Annotated in this window: 11 protein-coding genes; 6 read left to right on the top strand and 5 right to left on the bottom strand. The window is 70.7% G+C overall.

The window, feature by feature from the left end:
• The first annotated feature begins 10 nt into the window (after positions 1 to 10).
• Positions 11 to 1,576, top strand: a complete 1,566-nt coding sequence (locus tag ACVHNB_RS17375; RefSeq protein ID WP_456228544.1) for a beta-N-acetylhexosaminidase — start codon at positions 11 to 13, stop codon at positions 1,574 to 1,576.
• Entirely contained in the window at positions 1,573 to 3,006 is a 1,434-nt protein-coding gene (locus ACVHNB_RS17370; protein WP_456228543.1) for a cellulose binding domain-containing protein, read from the top strand. The genes ACVHNB_RS17375 and ACVHNB_RS17370 overlap by 4 nt, the downstream gene beginning before the upstream one ends.
• A 275-nt stretch (positions 3,007 to 3,281) precedes the next feature.
• On the opposite strand, the gene ACVHNB_RS17365 is transcribed toward ACVHNB_RS17370, so the two are convergent.
• The 3 genes from ACVHNB_RS17365 to ACVHNB_RS17355 all read right to left on the bottom strand — a co-directional run bounded on the left by ACVHNB_RS17365 (position 3,282) and on the right by ACVHNB_RS17355 (position 6,227).
• Positions 3,282 to 3,779, bottom strand: a complete 498-nt coding sequence (locus tag ACVHNB_RS17365) for a cupin domain-containing protein (protein WP_456228542.1) — start codon at positions 3,777 to 3,779, stop codon at positions 3,282 to 3,284.
• Positions 3,780 to 3,801: 22 nt separating this feature from the next.
• A complete protein-coding gene (gene murJ / locus ACVHNB_RS17360) occupies positions 3,802 to 5,358 on the bottom strand; it encodes a murein biosynthesis integral membrane protein MurJ (protein WP_456228901.1) in 1,557 nt (518 codons plus the stop codon).
• Positions 5,359 to 5,429: 71 nt separating this feature from the next.
• On the bottom strand, positions 5,430 to 6,227 hold the full coding sequence (locus ACVHNB_RS17355; RefSeq protein ID WP_456228541.1) for an alpha/beta fold hydrolase: 798 nt from the start codon (positions 6,225 to 6,227) through the stop codon (positions 5,430 to 5,432).
• A 153-nt stretch (positions 6,228 to 6,380) separates the two neighbouring features.
• On the opposite strand from ACVHNB_RS17355, the gene ACVHNB_RS17350 reads away from it, so the two are divergent.
• From ACVHNB_RS17350 to pgm, 4 genes are all read left to right on the top strand, one after another.
• Entirely contained in the window at positions 6,381 to 10,694 is a 4,314-nt protein-coding gene (locus ACVHNB_RS17350; RefSeq protein ID WP_456228540.1) for a discoidin domain-containing protein, read from the top strand.
• A gap of 199 nt (positions 10,695 to 10,893) precedes the next feature.
• A complete protein-coding gene (locus ACVHNB_RS17345) occupies positions 10,894 to 11,928 on the top strand; it encodes an aldo/keto reductase (RefSeq protein WP_456228539.1) in 1,035 nt (344 codons plus the stop codon).
• Between the two features lie 66 nt (positions 11,929 to 11,994).
• Complete coding sequence (locus ACVHNB_RS17340; protein WP_428950250.1) at positions 11,995 to 12,714, top strand: Clp protease N-terminal domain-containing protein; 720 nt, start codon at positions 11,995 to 11,997, stop codon at positions 12,712 to 12,714.
• Between the two features lie 73 nt (positions 12,715 to 12,787).
• Positions 12,788 to 14,410, top strand: a complete 1,623-nt coding sequence (gene pgm, locus ACVHNB_RS17335) for a phosphoglucomutase (alpha-D-glucose-1,6-bisphosphate-dependent) (protein WP_456228538.1) — start codon at positions 12,788 to 12,790, stop codon at positions 14,408 to 14,410.
• A 6-nt stretch (positions 14,411 to 14,416) separates the two neighbouring features.
• On the opposite strand, the gene ACVHNB_RS17330 is transcribed toward pgm, so the two are convergent.
• Positions 14,417 to 15,103 (bottom strand): phosphonatase-like hydrolase, encoded by a 687-nt coding sequence (locus ACVHNB_RS17330; protein ID WP_428950252.1) that lies wholly within the window; start codon positions 15,101 to 15,103, stop codon positions 14,417 to 14,419.
• On the bottom strand, positions 15,100 to 15,891 hold the full coding sequence (locus tag ACVHNB_RS17325; protein ID WP_428950253.1) for a GntR family transcriptional regulator: 792 nt from the start codon (positions 15,889 to 15,891) through the stop codon (positions 15,100 to 15,102). Before ACVHNB_RS17325 ends, ACVHNB_RS17330 begins: the two co-directional genes overlap by 4 nt.
• Positions 15,892 to 16,010: the final 119 nt, after the last annotated feature.

Below are 16,010 nucleotides of genomic sequence, written 5' to 3'. Positions count from 1 at the left end.
GAGGTCCGCAGTGCCCGCACACCGCCCCTCTCTGATCCCTCTGCCCACGCACCTCTCCTTTCGCCCCGGCCACTTCACGCTCCGTCCCGGCACGACGGTCCGGGTCTCCCCCGGCGCCGAACCGGCCGCCGACCTGCTCCGTACGCTCCTCGCGCCCGCCACCGGACTGCCGCTGGCCGCCTCCCCCGACGGGCCGTTCGTGCTCGCGCTCGATCCCCAGTTGGGCGGCCTCGGCGAAGAGGGGTACGGCCTCACCGTCGCGCCGGACGCGGTGCTGCTGCGGGCCGCGCGCCTGCCCGGGCTGCTCCGCGGCATCCAGACCGTGCGCCAACTGCTGCCGGCGGAAGCCCTGTCGGGGACGGCCCGGCCCGGCGTCGCCTGGCGCGTGCCCTGCGCGGAGATCACCGATGTGCCGCGGCATTCCTGGCGCGGTTTCATGCTCGACGTGGCACGGCACTTCCAGCCGGTGTCGCTGCTGCGCCGGTACGTCGATCTGCTCGCCCTGCACAAGCTGAACGTGCTGCATCTGCATCTCACCGACGACCAGGGCTGGCGGATGCCGGTCGCCGCGTATCCCCGCCTGACCGAGGTGGGTGGGCGGCGGGCCGAGTCGATGGTGGGCCCCGCGGGGAGCCGCCTCTTCGACGGGGTGCCGCACGAAGGCGCCTATACGCGCGAGGAGTTACGCGGGCTCGTCGCGTACGCCGCCGCGCGCGGTGTCACCGTCGTGCCGGAGATCGAGATGCCGGGGCACGCACGGGCCGCCCTCGCCGCCTACCCGGAGCTGGGCAACGTGCCCGGGCGGCCGCTCGGCGTGTGGACGCGGTGGGGTGTGTGCGAGAACGTCCTCGGCGTGCACGAGCCGGTGCTCGACTTCTGCCGTGCCGTCCTCGACGAGGTCCTCGACGTGTTCCCCTCGCCGCACGTGCACATCGGCGGCGACGAGTGCCCCACCACGGAGTGGGCGCGGAGCCCGGCGGCGCGGGCCCGGGCCGCAGCCGAGGGGCTGCCGGACACGGCCGCGCTGCGCGGCTGGTTCCTGGGCCGCATCGGGGAGCTCCTGACCGATCGCGGCCGCGTCCCGACGGCCTGGGCGGAGACCGGGGAGGGGCTGCCGCCGCACTTCACGGTGATGACGTGGCGCGACCCGGAGCACACCCGCATCGCCCTCAAACGCGGCCACACCGTGATCAGCGGCCAGCACCGGGCGAGCTACCTGGACTACGCGCAGTCCCACTCCCCCGCCGAACCGCAGGCACAGCCGGGTGCCGTGGTCGACCTGCGCGCGGTCCACGACCACGAGCCACCGGACGACACCGACGTCGCAGGACAGCTCATCGGCATGCAGGCGCAGTTGTGGACCGAGTTCGTCCCGGCCGCCGAGCACGTCGACCGCCTGTCCTTCCCCCGGCTGTGCGCGTTCGCCGACCGTGCCTGGCACGGAGCTCCGTCCTGGCCCGGCTTCCGCGACCGCGTCGCCGCGCACACGTCCCGGCTCGCCGCGCTCGGCGTGCGGCACGGCCCCCTCGATCCGCACCTCACCGTCCCCCACCGTTCCGGAAAGGAACCGACATGAAGAAATCCACCACGCGAAAGACCGCCCTCAACAGATCGGCCACCTGCGCCGTGGCCGTCGCCCTCGGCTGCGCGGGCCTGTTCGCGCTCCCGTCCAGCGCCTCCGCCGCCGCCGGCGATCTGACGGTGCAGTACCACACGGGCAGCACCGGCAGCGACCAGGCCGAGCCCTGGCTGAAGGTACGCAACACCGGCAGCGCGAGCGTGCCGCTCAGCTCGGTCAAGGTCCGCTACTACTTCAAGTCCGACACCGCGAGCGCGAATTACCGCTTCGCCTGCTCGTGGGCCGTCAAGGGCTGCGGGAACGTCACCGGCACGTTCGGCACCCTCGCCCACCCGACCGCGACCGCCGACCGCTACCTGGAGGTCGGCTTCACGTCGGGTGCCGGTTCGCTCGCGGCGGGCGCGGACACCGGTGATCTGCAGCTGCGCTTCTACCGAGCGGACTGGCAGTCGCTGAACCAGGCCGACGACTACTCGTTCGGCGCGGCCCAGTCGGCGTACGCGAACTGGTCGAAGGTCACCGCGCAGCTCGACGGAGCCGTCGTCTGGGGCACGGCCCCCGAGGGAAACGATCCGACCGATCCCACGGACCCGACCGATCCGACCGATCCGCCCGGCGACGGGGCCACGCTCTTCGACGACTTCAACTACAGCGGCTACAACGACCCGAAGATCTCCGCGAACGGCTGGAGCGTGCGCTCGAACTCCGGCGGCCCCGGCGTACCGGGCGCGACCTGGGCGCCGCAGAACGTGACGTTCCCGTCCTCCGGCGGCAACTCGGTGATGAACCTGGAGACGTCGACGGCGGGTACGGGCGAGAGCACCAAGCAGACCGAGGTCCTCACCAAGGCACTCAAGTTCAAGAACGGGACGTACGCGGCGCGGGTCAAGTTCAGTGACGCGCCGAAGAGCGGTCCGGACGGCGACCACCTGGTGCAGACGTTCTTCACCATCAACGACCTGAAGGCGCCGATGGCGGACGACTACGCCGAGTACGACTTCGAGTACCTGCCCAACGGCGGCTGGGGCGAGCCGTCGAACATCCTGTACACGACGTCCTGGGAGACCTACAACCCTGACCCGTGGCAGGCGGTGAACCAGCACACGGAGAGCCGGCAGAGCTACAGCGGCTGGCACGACCTGGTGCTCACCATCGACAACAGCACCATCAAGTACTACGTCGACGGGCAGCTCTTCGGCACGCACGACGCCGCGTACCTGCCGGAGCGGCCCATGTCGATCAACTTCAACCAGTGGCTGATCGACCTGGCCGGCCAGACGAGCACCACCGCGCGCGCCTACGACCAGCAGGTCGACTATGTGCTGCACGTCAAGGACCAGGTGCTCACCCCGGCGCAGGTGGCGGCGAAGGTGACCGCATACCGCTCGGCGGGCACCACGTTCGAGGACACGGTGCCGGCTTCCTGACCGGGAGCTGAGGGGAAACGGGGAGTCCGCGCGCCCCACACACACGGACTCCCCCTGGGGTGCTTCCCCTCCCCAGGTCGACCGCCTCGGGAGTAGGCGGCCGCCTGCGCCAGAGTCTGCCGTGGGCGGCCGGGGAACTCATCCCGGACCCCCGTCTTTCAGTAACCTTGCGTGTTGAATCAGTGGCGAGAAGTGACGGAAGGGAAGCTCCTGAGCCCTTGCGGCACGCAGGTACCGAGGGCGCGGAACCCGCCGTCTGGCTTGATTGCTCGCACTCAACTACGGCCGGAAGTCTCCGCGGGCAAGCGCTCTCCGCACCGGCTGCAGAAGCGCGCCGCGGCCTCCTCGGCGGCCCGGCCGCACTCCGCGCAGACGCGGGGCAGCAGACACGCCGCCTCGCCGCCCTCCGCGGTCACCGCGGTGGCGGCCCGGCCGATGGTCATGCCGGGCCGCCTGCGGTGCGCCGTGATGTAGACGAGGCCCGCCTCGCCCGCGCTGACGGCGCGCCGCTCACCGCGCGGCACGAACACGAGGGTGCCCGGCGCCAGTTCCTCGTCGGTGCCGGCCCGGTGGAGGGTCCCGTGGCCCTCGGCGACGACGAGCAGGACGTCGAGGTCGTTCTCGACGTAGGCGTCGCCGCGCGCGCCGGGCCGTACGCGGATCACGTTGGCGTCGAGCTGCCGGGCCGCGCCGCCGAGGCGCCACAACGCTCCGGTCGCGGCCGGGTCGGCCGCCTCCAGGAGCTCCGTGAGCAGGACATGGGCTGCGGGCATCGCGATCGTTCCTCCCTGGTGGTCAGGCGAACGGCAGCCTACGCAGTTCGGCGATGCGCAGCAGCCGGCCGAGGGCCAGGAAGGCGACGGCCATGGTGAGGGTCCCGGCGGCCAGCGCGACCGCGGTGCCGGTGGCGGAGGTACCGGCCGCGTCGGCGCATCCGCGGGCCGCGCCCCAGCCGGCGACCGCCGCGAGCCCGGCGGCGGCGACCAGTTTCCCGTAGCTGCGGACCAGGCGCCGTCCGTCGAGGCGGCCGTCGAGACGGCTCCGCAGCAGCCGCGCGGTGAGCAGCAGTCCGATGCCGTACGAGAGCGCGTAGCCCGCGGCCATACCGGTGACGGCCCAGCGCACGGGCAGCAGCCAGTGGCAGGCACAGGCGAGCGCGACGTTGATCGCTCCGATCCAGACGGCGGTCAGGAACGGGGTGCGGGTGTCCTCGAACGCGTAGAAGCCGCGCAGCATCAGGTACTGCGCGGAGAACGGGATCAGGCCGAGGCCGAACGCCTGCAGCATGTGGCCCAGCGGTCCGGGGTCGGCGGCGCCGTGTCCGAACAGCAGCGCGGCGATCTGCGGTCCCAGCGCGAGGAACAGGAATCCGGCGGGCACGATCACGGCGCCGGTGGCGCGCAGACCGCGGGACAGGTCGGCGCGGATGTCGTCGACGCGGCCCTCGGCGGCCGCGGCGCTCATCCGGGGCAGCAGTGCGGTGACGAGGGAGACGGTGACGATGGACTGGGGCAGCAGCCAGATGGTCTGGGCGTAGGTGTACGCGGTGTAGCCGACGCCGGAATGCGGCAGGGCGCCGTCGGCGGAGTTCGCGAAGTGGGTGACGACGGCGAGGGCGGCCTGGTTCGCGAGGACGAACAGGAGGGTCCAGCGGGCGGCCCGGATGCTTCCGCCGAGGCCCGTGCCCTTCCAGTCGAAGCGGGGCCGCAGCCGGAACCCGGCCGCGCGGGCGAACGGGATCAGGGCGAGGGCCTGGACAGCGATGCCGCAGGTCGTGCCGGCACCGAGGAGGCGGACCTGGGTCATGGTGACGTCGGTGACGTCGGCGGGCCTCGTCATCAGGGACAGGTAGGCGACGAACATGCCGATGAGGACGATGTTGTTGAGGACAGGCGTCCACATCATGGCGCCGAACCTGCCGCGTGCGTTCAGGACTTGTCCGAGCATGGCGAACAGTCCGTAGAAGAAGATCTGCGGCAGCAGGAATCGGGCGAAGACGACGGTGAGCTCGAACGCGGCGTGCGTTCGGGGCGTGTCGTTCATGTAGATGCCGACGATCTGCGGCGCCGCCCACACGGCCAGGGCGGTGCCGAGACCGAGGACGCAGACGACGAGGGTGACGAGGCGCTGTTCGTAGGCGCGGCCCCCGTCGGCGTGCTCGACGCGGGCGCGGACCAGCTGCGGCACCAGGACCGAGTTCAGGGCGCCGCCGATGAGCAGGGTGTACAGGCTGGTGGGGACGGTGTTCGCCGTGTTGTACGTGCTCGCGTAGAGGGCGGTGCCGAGCGCGGCGGCCTGGAGGACCTGGCGGATCAGGCCGGTGGCGCGGGAGACGAGCGTGCCGATCGCCATGAGGAACGAGGACCGGACGAGCGATGCCTCCCTCGGCTCGGCCTGCTGCCCGGGTATTCGGGCGGTCTTGGTCAACGGGCCTCCTCCGTCCGCGCGTTCAGGAAGTCGACGACCGGGGGCGTCGCGTCGTCCGCGAACTCCTCGAAGTAGGCGTGCCGGCCGCCGGGGATCAGCAGGAGGCGCGCGTCGGGGATGCGCTCGGCCAGCAGCGGCGCGTTGGCGGTCGGGTTGAAGTCGTCGTCCGTGCCGTGCACGACGAGGGTCGGCGCGGTGATCCGGGGCAGCGCGTCCCACGCGTCGTGGCGGGCGCTGGCCCGCAGGTGACGGCGGCGGGCGTGCGCGGGCATCGTCGGGTCGCCGAGCGTGTGGAACGGGCCGGGGTGCGTGGCGACGTACGCGGGTGTGTACATCAGGTCGAGCAGGGCCGCGCGGGCGGCGGCCGGGTCCGGGTCGGCGAGGGCCTTGCGGACGGCGGGGCCGCGCTCGGCGCCGTGCGGTGCGCCCGGGGAGGTGCAGCCGAGGACGAGGCGGTCGACGCGTGCGGCGTGGTCGGCGGCGAGCCACTGGGCGACGCGGCCGCCCATCGAGGTGCCGTAGACGTGGGCGCGGTCGATGCCCGCGTGGTCGAGGACGGCGACGACGTCACGGGCGAAGTTCTCCGTGCTGTAGGTGTCCGTGTCGGGCCGGTCGCTGTCGCCGGTGCCGCGCCAGTCGAGGACGACGGTCGTGAAGGCCGCGGCGAAGCGGTCGAGCACCGGGTCCCACCAGCGGTGGTCGTTCGACTGTCCGGTCAGCAGCACCAACGGGGCGCCGCTGCCGCGGACTTGGTAGTGGAGCGCGGCACCGTCGGCCGCCTGTGCGTGGGACATGGTCGACGATTCTTCCTCATCGCAACTACCTCTGTTCAAACGGTGGACTCGACAACATCACTCTGCAATTCTCCAACAACTAAACGCAAGAACCTGATGCGGTCCTTGAGATCGCTCGCTTCACTGCACGACCTGTGCAGGGACAGGGGAAGCATGTTCGGACAGTCGTTGCTCAGATCCAGATGGCGAAGCAGAAGACGCGGCCTCACGGTCGCGTTCCTCGCTCTCGCGCTGGCGTTCCTCGGCCTGCCGGCGGTCGCCGGGCATGCCGCGGGCGGCCCGAATCTCGCCGCGGGCGCGGCGACGAAGGCCAGCAGCGCCAATGCGGAGTACAAGGCGGCGAACGTGGTCGACGGCAACGCCGGTACGTACTGGGAGAGTTCGGGCTCCAGCCTGCCGCAGTGGGTGCAGGCCGACCTGGGGTCGACGGCCCGCGTCGACGAGGTGGTGCTGCGCCTTCCGGGATCGTGGGAGAGCCGGAACCAGACCTTGGCGGTGCAGGGCAGCGCGGACGGCACCTCCTTCGACACGCTCAAGTCGTCGGCGCAGTACACCTTCGCCCCCGGCTCGGGGAACACGGTGACGGTGTCCTTCCCGGCGACGCAGACCCGCTTCGTGCGGATCGTGGTGAGCGCCAACACCGGCTGGCAGGCGGCGCAGCTGTCGGAGCTGGAGGTGCACGGCACGGGCGACTCGTCGGTCAACCTGGCCCGCGGCAAGACGTTCACGGCGAGCTCCACCACGCAGATGTACACGGCGGCGAACGCCGGTGACGGCGACATCGCCAGCTACTGGGAGTCCCAGAACGACGCGCTGCCGCAATGGGTCCAGGTGGATCTGGGCGCTTCGGTACGTGTGAACCGGGTGGTGCTGCGGCTGCCGTCCGGGTGGGAGACCAGGACGCAGACGCTGACGGTGCGGGGCAGCACGAACGGCACGGACTTCAGCGATCTGGTCGCGTCGAAGGCGTACGAGTTCAGCGCGTCGAACGGGCAGACGCAGACGCTGTCCTTCGACACGGTCACCACTCGGTACGTGCGGGTGCAGGTCACCGCGAACACGCGGCAGTCGGCGGGCCAGCTCTCCGAGCTGGAGGTGTTCGGGCCGACGACCGGCGACACCGAGGCGCCGGGCGCGCCCAGCGGCCTCGCCTACACCGAGCCCGCGACCGGTCAGATCAAGCTGACCTGGAAGGCCGCCTCGGACAATGTGAAGGTCACCGGCTACGACATCTACGCGGACGGGACGCTGCGCGCGTCGGTCGACGGTGACACGCTCACCTACACCGACAACCAGCCCGCGTCGGCGACGCTCACGTACTTCGTGCGCGCCAAGGACGCGGCAGGCAACCAGTCGGCCAACTCCAACTCGGTGACACGCAAGGGCGATTCGGGTGACACGCAGGCGCCGACCGCGCCCGGGAATCTGGCCTTCACCGAGGCGACCAAGGGGCAGGTCAAGCTGACCTGGCAGGCGTCGACCGACAATGTGAAGGTCACCGCCTACGACATCTACGCGAACGGCACCCTGCTCAAGTCGGTTGCCGGGGACGTCACTTCGTACACCGACACGCAGCCCGCTTCGGCGACCGTGACGTACGCGGTACGCGCCAAGGACGCGGCGGGCAACCAGTCGGCGAGCTCCAACTCCGTGACCCGCAACGGCTCCACGAGCGACCAGGTGAACCTGGCCGTGGGCAAGCCGATCACGGCCTCGTCCTCGACGTTCACGTACGTCGCCGAGAACGCGGTCGACGGCGACACCAGCACGTACTGGGAGGGCGGCGGGGGCAGTTACCCGAACAGCCTGACCGTGAAGCTCGGCGCGAACGCGGACGTCTCCTCGCTCGTCCTGAAGCTGAACCCGGACGCCGCGTGGTCCACCCGCACCCAGAAGATCGAGGTGCAGGGCCGCGAGCAGGGCGCGTCGTCCTTCACGACGCTGGCCGCTGCGAAGGACTACACGTTCAACCCGTCGAGCGGGAACTCGGTGACGGTGCCGGTCACCGGGCGCGTCGCGGACGTCCGCCTGGTCTTCACCGCCAACTCCGGTGCTCCGGCTGGCCAGTTGGCCGAGTTCCAGGTGCTGGGTGAGCCGGCGCCGAACCCGGACCTCCAGGTCACGGGCATCACCTCGAACCCGGCGTCGCCGGTGGAGTCCGACAAGATCACGCTGTCGGCGACGGTGCGCAACGCGGGCACCCAGCCGAGCACCGCGACCGACCTGGACTTCAAGCTCGGCTCCGACAAGGTGGGGTCCGCCTCCGTGGGCGCCCTCGCGGCCGGTGCGACGGCGACCGTCAGCGCGGACATCGGGACGCGCGACGCGGGCACGTACCAGGTCGGCGCGGTCGTCGACCCGGGCAACAAGGTCGTCGAGCGCGACGAGAACAACAACGCCTACACGAGCCCGACGGGCCTCGTCGTCAAGCCGGTGACCAGCGCCGACCTGGTGGCCTCCCCCGTGTCCTGGTCGCCGAGCGCACCGGGCGAGGGCGACACGGTCACCTTCTCCGCCGTCCTCAAGAACCAGGGGAACCAGGCGAGTTCGGCGGGCAGCCACGGCATCACGCTCACGGTCACCGACTCCGGTGGCACGGTCGTGAAGACGCTCACCGGGTCCTACGACGGTGCGATCGCGGCCGGCGCCACGACCGCGGCGGTGAAGCTCGGTACGTGGACGGCGGGCAAGGGCAAGTTCACGGTGAAGACCGTGATCGCCGCCGACGCCAATGAGCTGCCGGTCAAGCGCGACAACAACACGTCGTCGCAGCCGCTGTTCGTGGGACGCGGCGCGAGCATGCCGTACGACATGTACGAGGCGGAGGACGGCACGGTCGGCGGCGGGGCGAAGGTCCTCGGCCCCAACCGCACGGTCGGCGACCTGGCGGGCGAGGCCTCGGGCCGCAAGGCCGTCACGCTCGACAGCACCGGCAGCTACGTCGAGTTCACCACCAAGGCGCCGACGAACACGCTCGTCACGCGCTTCTCGATCCCGGACGCCGCCGGTGGCGGCGGGAAGAACTCCACGCTCAACGTGTACGTCGACGGCAAGTTCCTCAAGGCCATCGACCTGACCTCGAAGTACGCCTGGCTGTACGGGGCGGAGACCGGGCCCGGCAACGCGCCGAGCGCGGGCGCTCCCCGGCACATCTACGACGAGGCGAACCTGCTGCTCGGGCAGACCGTGCCGCAGGGCAGCAAGATCCGGCTGCAGAAGGACGCCGCGAACGACACCACGTACGCGATCGACTTCGTGAACCTGGAGCAGGCGACCGCGCTGCCCAACCCGGACCCGGCGACCTACGCGGTTCCGACCGGCTTCTCGCAGCAGGCCGTGCAGGACGCGCTGGACAAGGTGCGCATGGACACGACGGGCAAGCTCGTCGGGGTCTACCTGCCGGCCGGTGACTACGAGACGTCGAACAAGTTCCAGGTCTACGGGAAGGCGGTGAAGGTCGTCGGCGCCGGGCCGTGGTTCACCCGGTTCCGCACGCCGTCGTCGCAGGAGAACACGGACGCCGGGTTCCGCGCGGAGGCGAGTGCGAACGGGTCGACGTTCGCGCACTTCTCGTTCTTCGGGAACTACACGTCCCGCATCGACGGCCCGGGCAAGGTCTTCGACTTCTCGAACGTCGCGGACATCACCATCGACGACGTGTGGAACGAGCACACGGTGTGCCTGTACTGGGGCGCCAACACCGACCGCATCACGGTCAAGAACTCCCGGATCCGGGACACCTTCGCCGACGGCGTCAACATGACGAACGGCTCGACGGACAACCACGTCGTCAACAACGAGTCGCGGGCGACCGGCGACGACAGCTTCGCACTGTTCTCGGCGATCGACGCGGGCGGCGCGGACGAGAAGAACAACGTGTTCGAGAACCTGACCTCGCTGCTGACGTGGCGGGCGGCGGGCATCGCCGTGTACGGCGGGTACGACAACACGTTCCGCAACATCCTCGTCGCGGACACCCTCGTCTACTCCGGCGTCACCATCAGCTCGCTGGACTTCGGGTATCCGATGAACGGGTTCGGCACGGGTCCGACCGCCCTGGAGAACACCTCGATCGTCCGCTCCGGCGGCCATTTCTGGAACGGTCAGACGTTCCCGGGGATCTGGATGTTCTCGGCCTCGAAGGTGTTCCAGGGCATCCGCGTCAACGACGTCGACATCGTCGACCCGACCTACAGCGGCATCATGTTCCAGACCAACTACGTAGGAGGACAGCCTCAGTTCCCGATCAAGGACACGATCCTGACCGACGTCACGATCTCGGGCGCACGCAAGAGCGGCGACGCGTACGACGCGAAGTCCGGCTTCGGCCTGTGGGCGAACGAGATGCCGGAGTCGGGTCAGGGCCCGGCGGTCGGTGAAGTGACCTTCAAGAACCTGAAGTTGAGCGACAACGCGGTGGACGTCCGCAACACGACGTCCACGTTCAAGATCAACCTTCAGCCGTAGCGCGTCACACGGCACAGCAGAAGGGGGTGGTCGGGCCGCGGGCCCGGTCACCCCCTTCTCGCCGCCCCTCTCACACCTAAAGGGGCCCTGGTTCCATTACGGACCCCTCCCCTGGTACGGTTACGTCACGAACTAACGGAACGCACGACCCGTTAGCGAGTTCGACGAGGCAACACGACCGACCATCAAGGGGATCGACATGGAGTACCGACAGTTGGGGACGTCCGGCCTGAAGGTCCCCGCACTCAGCTTCGGAGCCGGGACGTTCGGCGGGCGCGGCCCCCTGTTCTCGGCCTGGGGCACGTCAGGCGTGGACGAGGCCCGGCGCATGGTCGATCTGAGCCTGGAAGCCGGGGTCACCCTGTTCGACACCGCCGACGTCTACTCCGACGGGGCGTCCGAGGAGGTGCTGGGCGCGGCACTCAAGGGCCGCCGCGACCAGGCGTTGATCTCCACGAAGGCGGCCCTGCCGACGGGCACGGGACCGAACGACGCGGGGGTCTCGCGCTCACGCCTGATCAAGGCGACCGAGGCGGCACTGCGCCGCCTGGACACCGACTACATCGACCTGTTCCAACTGCACGCCTACGACGCGGGCACGCCGGTGGAGGAGGTCCTCTCGACGCTCGACGACCTGGTCGAGGCGGGCAAGATCCGCTACACCGGCGTCTCCAACTACTCGGGCTGGCAGCTGATGAAGGGCCTCACGGAGGCGGAGAAGCACGGGCGCCCACGCTTCGCGGCGCACCAGGTGTACTACTCGCTCGTCGGCCGCGACTACGAGTGGGAGCTGATGCCGCTCGGCCAGGACCAGGGCGTGGGCGCGCTGGTGTGGAGCCCGCTGGGCTGGGGCCGGCTCACGGGGAAGATCCGGCGCGGGCAGCCGCTCCCGGTGAACAGCCGGCTGCACGCGACAGCGCAGTTCGGGCCTCCCATCGAGGACGAGCACCTGTACCGGGTCGTCGACGCGCTCGACGAGATCGCCGAGGAGACCGGGAAGGCGATCCCGCAGATCGCCATCAACTGGCTGCTGCGCCGCCCCACCGTCTCGTCGGTCCTCATCGGGGCCCGCAACGAGGAGCAGCTGAAGCAGAACCTGGGGGCGGTCGGCTGGGAGCTGACGCCCGACCAGGTCGCGAAGCTGGACGCGGCGAGCGAGGTGAAGGTGCCGTACCCGTACTACCCGTACCGGACCCAGGACGGCTTCCGGCAGCTGAACCCGCCGACCGTGTGAGCGACCACCGCATCCGGGTGTCAACCCGACGTTGACACCCGGACACTGTCAACCTACGGTTGCCTCATGACGAATCCAGTCGGCACGAACGTCCGCCTCGACGACCTGATCGAGGCCATCAAGAAGGTCCACACCGACGCGCTCGACCAGCTGCAGGACGCCGTCCTCGCGGCGGACCACCTCGGCGACGTCGCCGATCACCTGATCGGGCACTTCGTCGACCAGGCCCGCCGCTCCGGTGCCTCCTGGACCGACATCGGCAAGAGCATGGGGGTCACCCGGCAGGCCGCGCAGAAGCGCTTCGTGCCCAAGGGCTCCGAGAACGACCTCGACCCGAGCCAGGGCTTCAACCGCTACACCCCGCGCGCCAGGAACGTGGTGGTGAACGCGCAGAACGAGGCGCGGGCCGCGAACAGCAACACGATCGGCACGGCACATCTCGTCCTCGGCCTGCTGCACGAGCCGGACAGCCTCGGCGCCAAGGCGATCCTCGCGCAGGACGTGCTGCTCGACACCGTGCGGCAGGCGGCGACCGCGCTGCTCCCGGCGGCCTGCGACGACATGCCGGCCCTGGTGCCGTTCGACGCCGAGGCGAAGAAGGCGCTGGAGCTGACGTTCCGTGAGGCGCTGCGCCTGGGGCACAACTACATCGGCACGGAGCACATCCTGCTCGCGCTCCTGGAGCAGGAGAACGGGTCGGGCGTCCTCGCGGACCTGGGCATCGGCAAAGCCGAGGCCGAGGCGACCATCTCCGCCGCGCTCGCCTCGCTCACCGAGCACGACTGAGGACCGCGCGACATACGCAGCGGACGGCCAGGTCCCCGGCCGGGCGCACAGCGGCGGGTGGGAAACTGCTCCCATGACTGACCGCTCAGGAACCCCCGCCCGGCCGGACGATCTCGTCGACCTCGACCAGCTGATCGACGCCTACTACACGAGGGAGCCCGACGTCGCGCGCCCGGAACAGCGCGTCGTCTTCGGCACGAGTGGCCATCGCGGCTCCAGCCTCGACGGCGCCTTCAACGAGAAGCACATCGCCGCGATCACCCAGGCCATCGTCGAGCACCGCACGGCCGAGGGCATCACCGGGCCGCTGTTCATCGGCCCGGACACCCACGCCCTGTCGAAGCCCGCGCTCAAGACCGCGCTGGGTGTGCTGGCGGCGCACGGCGTACGCGTCATGGCCGACGCGCACGACGGCTTCGTGCCGACCCCCGCGCTCAGCCACGCGATCCTGCGCTGGAACCGCACGGAGCCGGCCGACCGGGCCGACGGCATCGTCATCACGCCCAGCCACAACCCGCCGCGCGACGGCGGCTTCAAGTACAACCCGCCGCACGGCGGCCCCGCCGACTCGACGGCCACGTCCTGGATCGCGGACCGCGCCAACGCCCTGCTCGAGGACGCGAGTTGGACGCCCCGCACGGTCGACGAACCGGCCCCGGAGCCGTACGACTTCCGCGAGCACTACGTCGAGGACCTGCGCAACATCATCGACGTGGACGCCATCCGCGCGGCGGGCGTGCGGATCGGCGCCGATCCGCTGGGCGGCGCGAGCGTCGACTACTGGTCCCGTATCGCCGACATGTACGAGCTGGACCTCACCGTCGTGAACCCGGCGGTCGACCCGACGTGGCGCTTCATGACGCTGGACTGGGACGGGAAGATCCGGATGGACCCGTCGTCGGCGCCCGCGATGGCGTCGGTCCTCGCGCGGCGGCACGACTACGACCTGCTCACCGGCAACGACGCGGACGCCGACCGGCACGGCATCGTCACCCCGGACGCGGGCCTGATGAACCCGAACCACTATCTGGCCGTCGCCATCCACTACCTGTTCTCGCACCGGCCGCAGTGGTCGGCGTCCGCCGCGATCGGCAAGACCCTCGTGTCGAGCGCCGTGATCGACCGGGTCGCCGCGTCGCTCGGCCGCGATCTGGTGGAAGTGCCCGTCGGATTCAAGTGGTTCGTGCCGGGTCTGGTCGACGGCTCGGTGGCGTTCGGCGGCGAGGAGAGCGCCGGGGCGAGCTTCGTGCGCAAGGACGGCGCCACCTGGACGACCGACAAGGACGGTATTCTGCTCGCCCTGCTGGCCGCCGAGATCCTCGCGGTCACCGGGAAGACGCCGTCCGTGTACTACGCCGAACTCGCCGCGGAGTACGGGGCGTCGGGCGCCGCGTACGCGCGGATCGACGCGAAGGCGACGAAGGAGCAGAAGGCCCGGCTGTCCCGGCTCACGGGGGACGCGATCACCGCGGACACCCTCGCCGGGGAGCCGATCACCGCCCGGCTCAGTGAGGCTCCGGGCAACGGCGCGGCGATCGGCGGCGTCAAGGTGACCACGCAGAACGCGTGGTTCGCGGCGCGGCCCAGCGGTACGGAGGACGTGTACAAGATCTACGCCGAGTCGTTCCGCGGTGCCGAGCATCTCGCGCAGGTGCAGAGCGAGGCGCAGGCGATCGTGGACGCGGCCCTCGCCTGAGCGGCCTCAGTCGCGGGCGGCCTCCGGGAGACCGGGGACGTCCGCGACACCGCTCACCACGTAGGTGTGCGGGTGGGCTTCGAGCTGCTCGCGGGTCAGCTGGCCCGTGAGCACGCCCACGACGACCCCCGCCCCCGCGTTCGTCCCGGCCTCCAGGTCGACGACGGTGTCGCCCGCGACGAGCACCTTGCGCACGTCGGCGACGCCCGTCTTCTCCATCGCGCGGTGGATCATGTACGGCGCGGGCCGGCCGCGCGGCACCTCGTCGGAGGTGACGACGGCGTCGAGGTTCCCGCCCTCTCCGGTCGACCAGCCGAGCGAGGCGAGCAGCGGCAGGGCGACGTCGTCGCTGAAGCCGGTGGTGAGCGCGACCTTGACGCCACGGGCGCGCAGCTCCGCAAGTGCCGTGTCGGCGTGGGCTATCGGCTGCGGCGGCACGTCCTCGTAGCGCTTCTTGAGGAACGTGCGGAAGGCTCCGTACTGCCGCTCGACCAGGTCGGCGTCGGGGGTGCCGCCGCCGATGCGGACGAGTGCGGCGATGGCCTCGCGCTTGTCGGTGCCCATCCAGGTCTGGAGGTCGGCGGGGGCGACGGCCACGCCGGTGGACTCGACGGCGTGGCGCAGCGCCTCGTACACGGCGCCGTGCTCCTCGATCGTCGTGCCTGCCATGTCGAAGACGGCGAGTTCGATCACTGGGGTTCCTTATCGGTGGGTCGGGGCGATGCGCCGTCGGAGCGGTCGCGACCGGCGACGGTGCGGCCCCCGACGGTGTTCTCGATGGTGAAGGTGGCCATGGACGGCAGATAGCGGTCGTCCGCGTACTCCACGGGCGCGCCGTCACTCGTGAACGCCAACCGCCTTACCCGCAGCAGAGGTTGACCCTCCGTCACGTCCAGGAGACCGGCGTCGGCGTGGTCCGCGGCGATGGCGTCGATGGTGTGGCGCGCGTGGTGCAGGTCGACGCCGCGGGAGGTCAGGGCCTCGTAGACGGACCCCGCGTCGGGGTCGACCGCGAACAGATGCGTGCCCGCGTCGAGGACGAACGTGGAGCGCTCGATCATGGCGGGGACCCCGTCCAGGTGCCGCAGCCGCACGAGATCGACGACCGGGGCGCCCTCGTCGAGGCCGAGGCGGGCGGCGGTGTCCGGTGTCGCGCGCCGGCGGGCGACCTCGATCGTGACCTGTCCCGGGGTGCGCCCGATGGAGTGCGCCCACTGCGTGAACGACATCAGCGAGGCGAACGGCTGGGACGGCGTGACCCGGCGGGCGAGCGGCGGTCTGCCGCGGCCGCCGACCAGGTGTCCCTCCGCGCGCAGCTGCGCCAGCGCCTGCCGGACCGGGCCGCGCGAGGTGCCGAACTCCTCGCACAGCTGGGCCTCGCTCGGCACGGGATGCCCCTCGGGCCACTCCCCCGCTTCGATCCGCCGTCGGAACTCCGCTCCGAGCCGCTGGTGCAGCGGCCCGTCCTCACTTGTCTTCACAAGTTGAGTCTCGCAGCCTCGCGCCGCGCGACGCAAGGCTCGATCCGCTGCCCAGCAGGTAAACATCCAGGAAACTTGTATAGACAGCTCTTGTCGGAGTCGATCACCGCTGCGCAGGC

The sequence above is a fragment of the Streptomyces sp. YJ-C3 genome (genome assembly GCF_053891275.1).
The sequence above is the reverse complement of the archived record's forward strand: the minus strand, read 5'-3'. Positions and strand labels throughout refer to the sequence as shown.

Bases quoted from the DNA above. Each gene is read 5' to 3' on its own strand.
- ACVHNB_RS17365 (WP_456228542.1), bottom strand. From the start codon at position 3,779: ATGCCCGCAGCCCATGTCCTGCTCACGGAGCTCCTGGAGGCGGCCGAC.
- ACVHNB_RS17350 (WP_456228540.1), top strand. From the start codon at position 6,381: ATGTTCGGACAGTCGTTGCTCAGATCCAGATGGCGAAGCAGAAGACGC.
- ACVHNB_RS17340 (WP_428950250.1), top strand. From the start codon at position 11,995: ATGACGAATCCAGTCGGCACGAACGTCCGCCTCGACGACCTGATCGAG.
- ACVHNB_RS17345 (WP_456228539.1), top strand. From the start codon at position 10,894: ATGGAGTACCGACAGTTGGGGACGTCCGGCCTGAAGGTCCCCGCACTC.
- pgm (WP_456228538.1), top strand. From the start codon at position 12,788: ATGACTGACCGCTCAGGAACCCCCGCCCGGCCGGACGATCTCGTCGAC.
- ACVHNB_RS17370 (WP_456228543.1), top strand. From the start codon at position 1,573: ATGAAGAAATCCACCACGCGAAAGACCGCCCTCAACAGATCGGCCACC.
- murJ (WP_456228901.1), bottom strand. From the start codon at position 5,358: ATGGCGATCGGCACGCTCGTCTCCCGCGCCACCGGCCTGATCCGCCAG.
- ACVHNB_RS17355 (WP_456228541.1), bottom strand. From the start codon at position 6,227: ATGTCCCACGCACAGGCGGCCGACGGTGCCGCGCTCCACTACCAAGTC.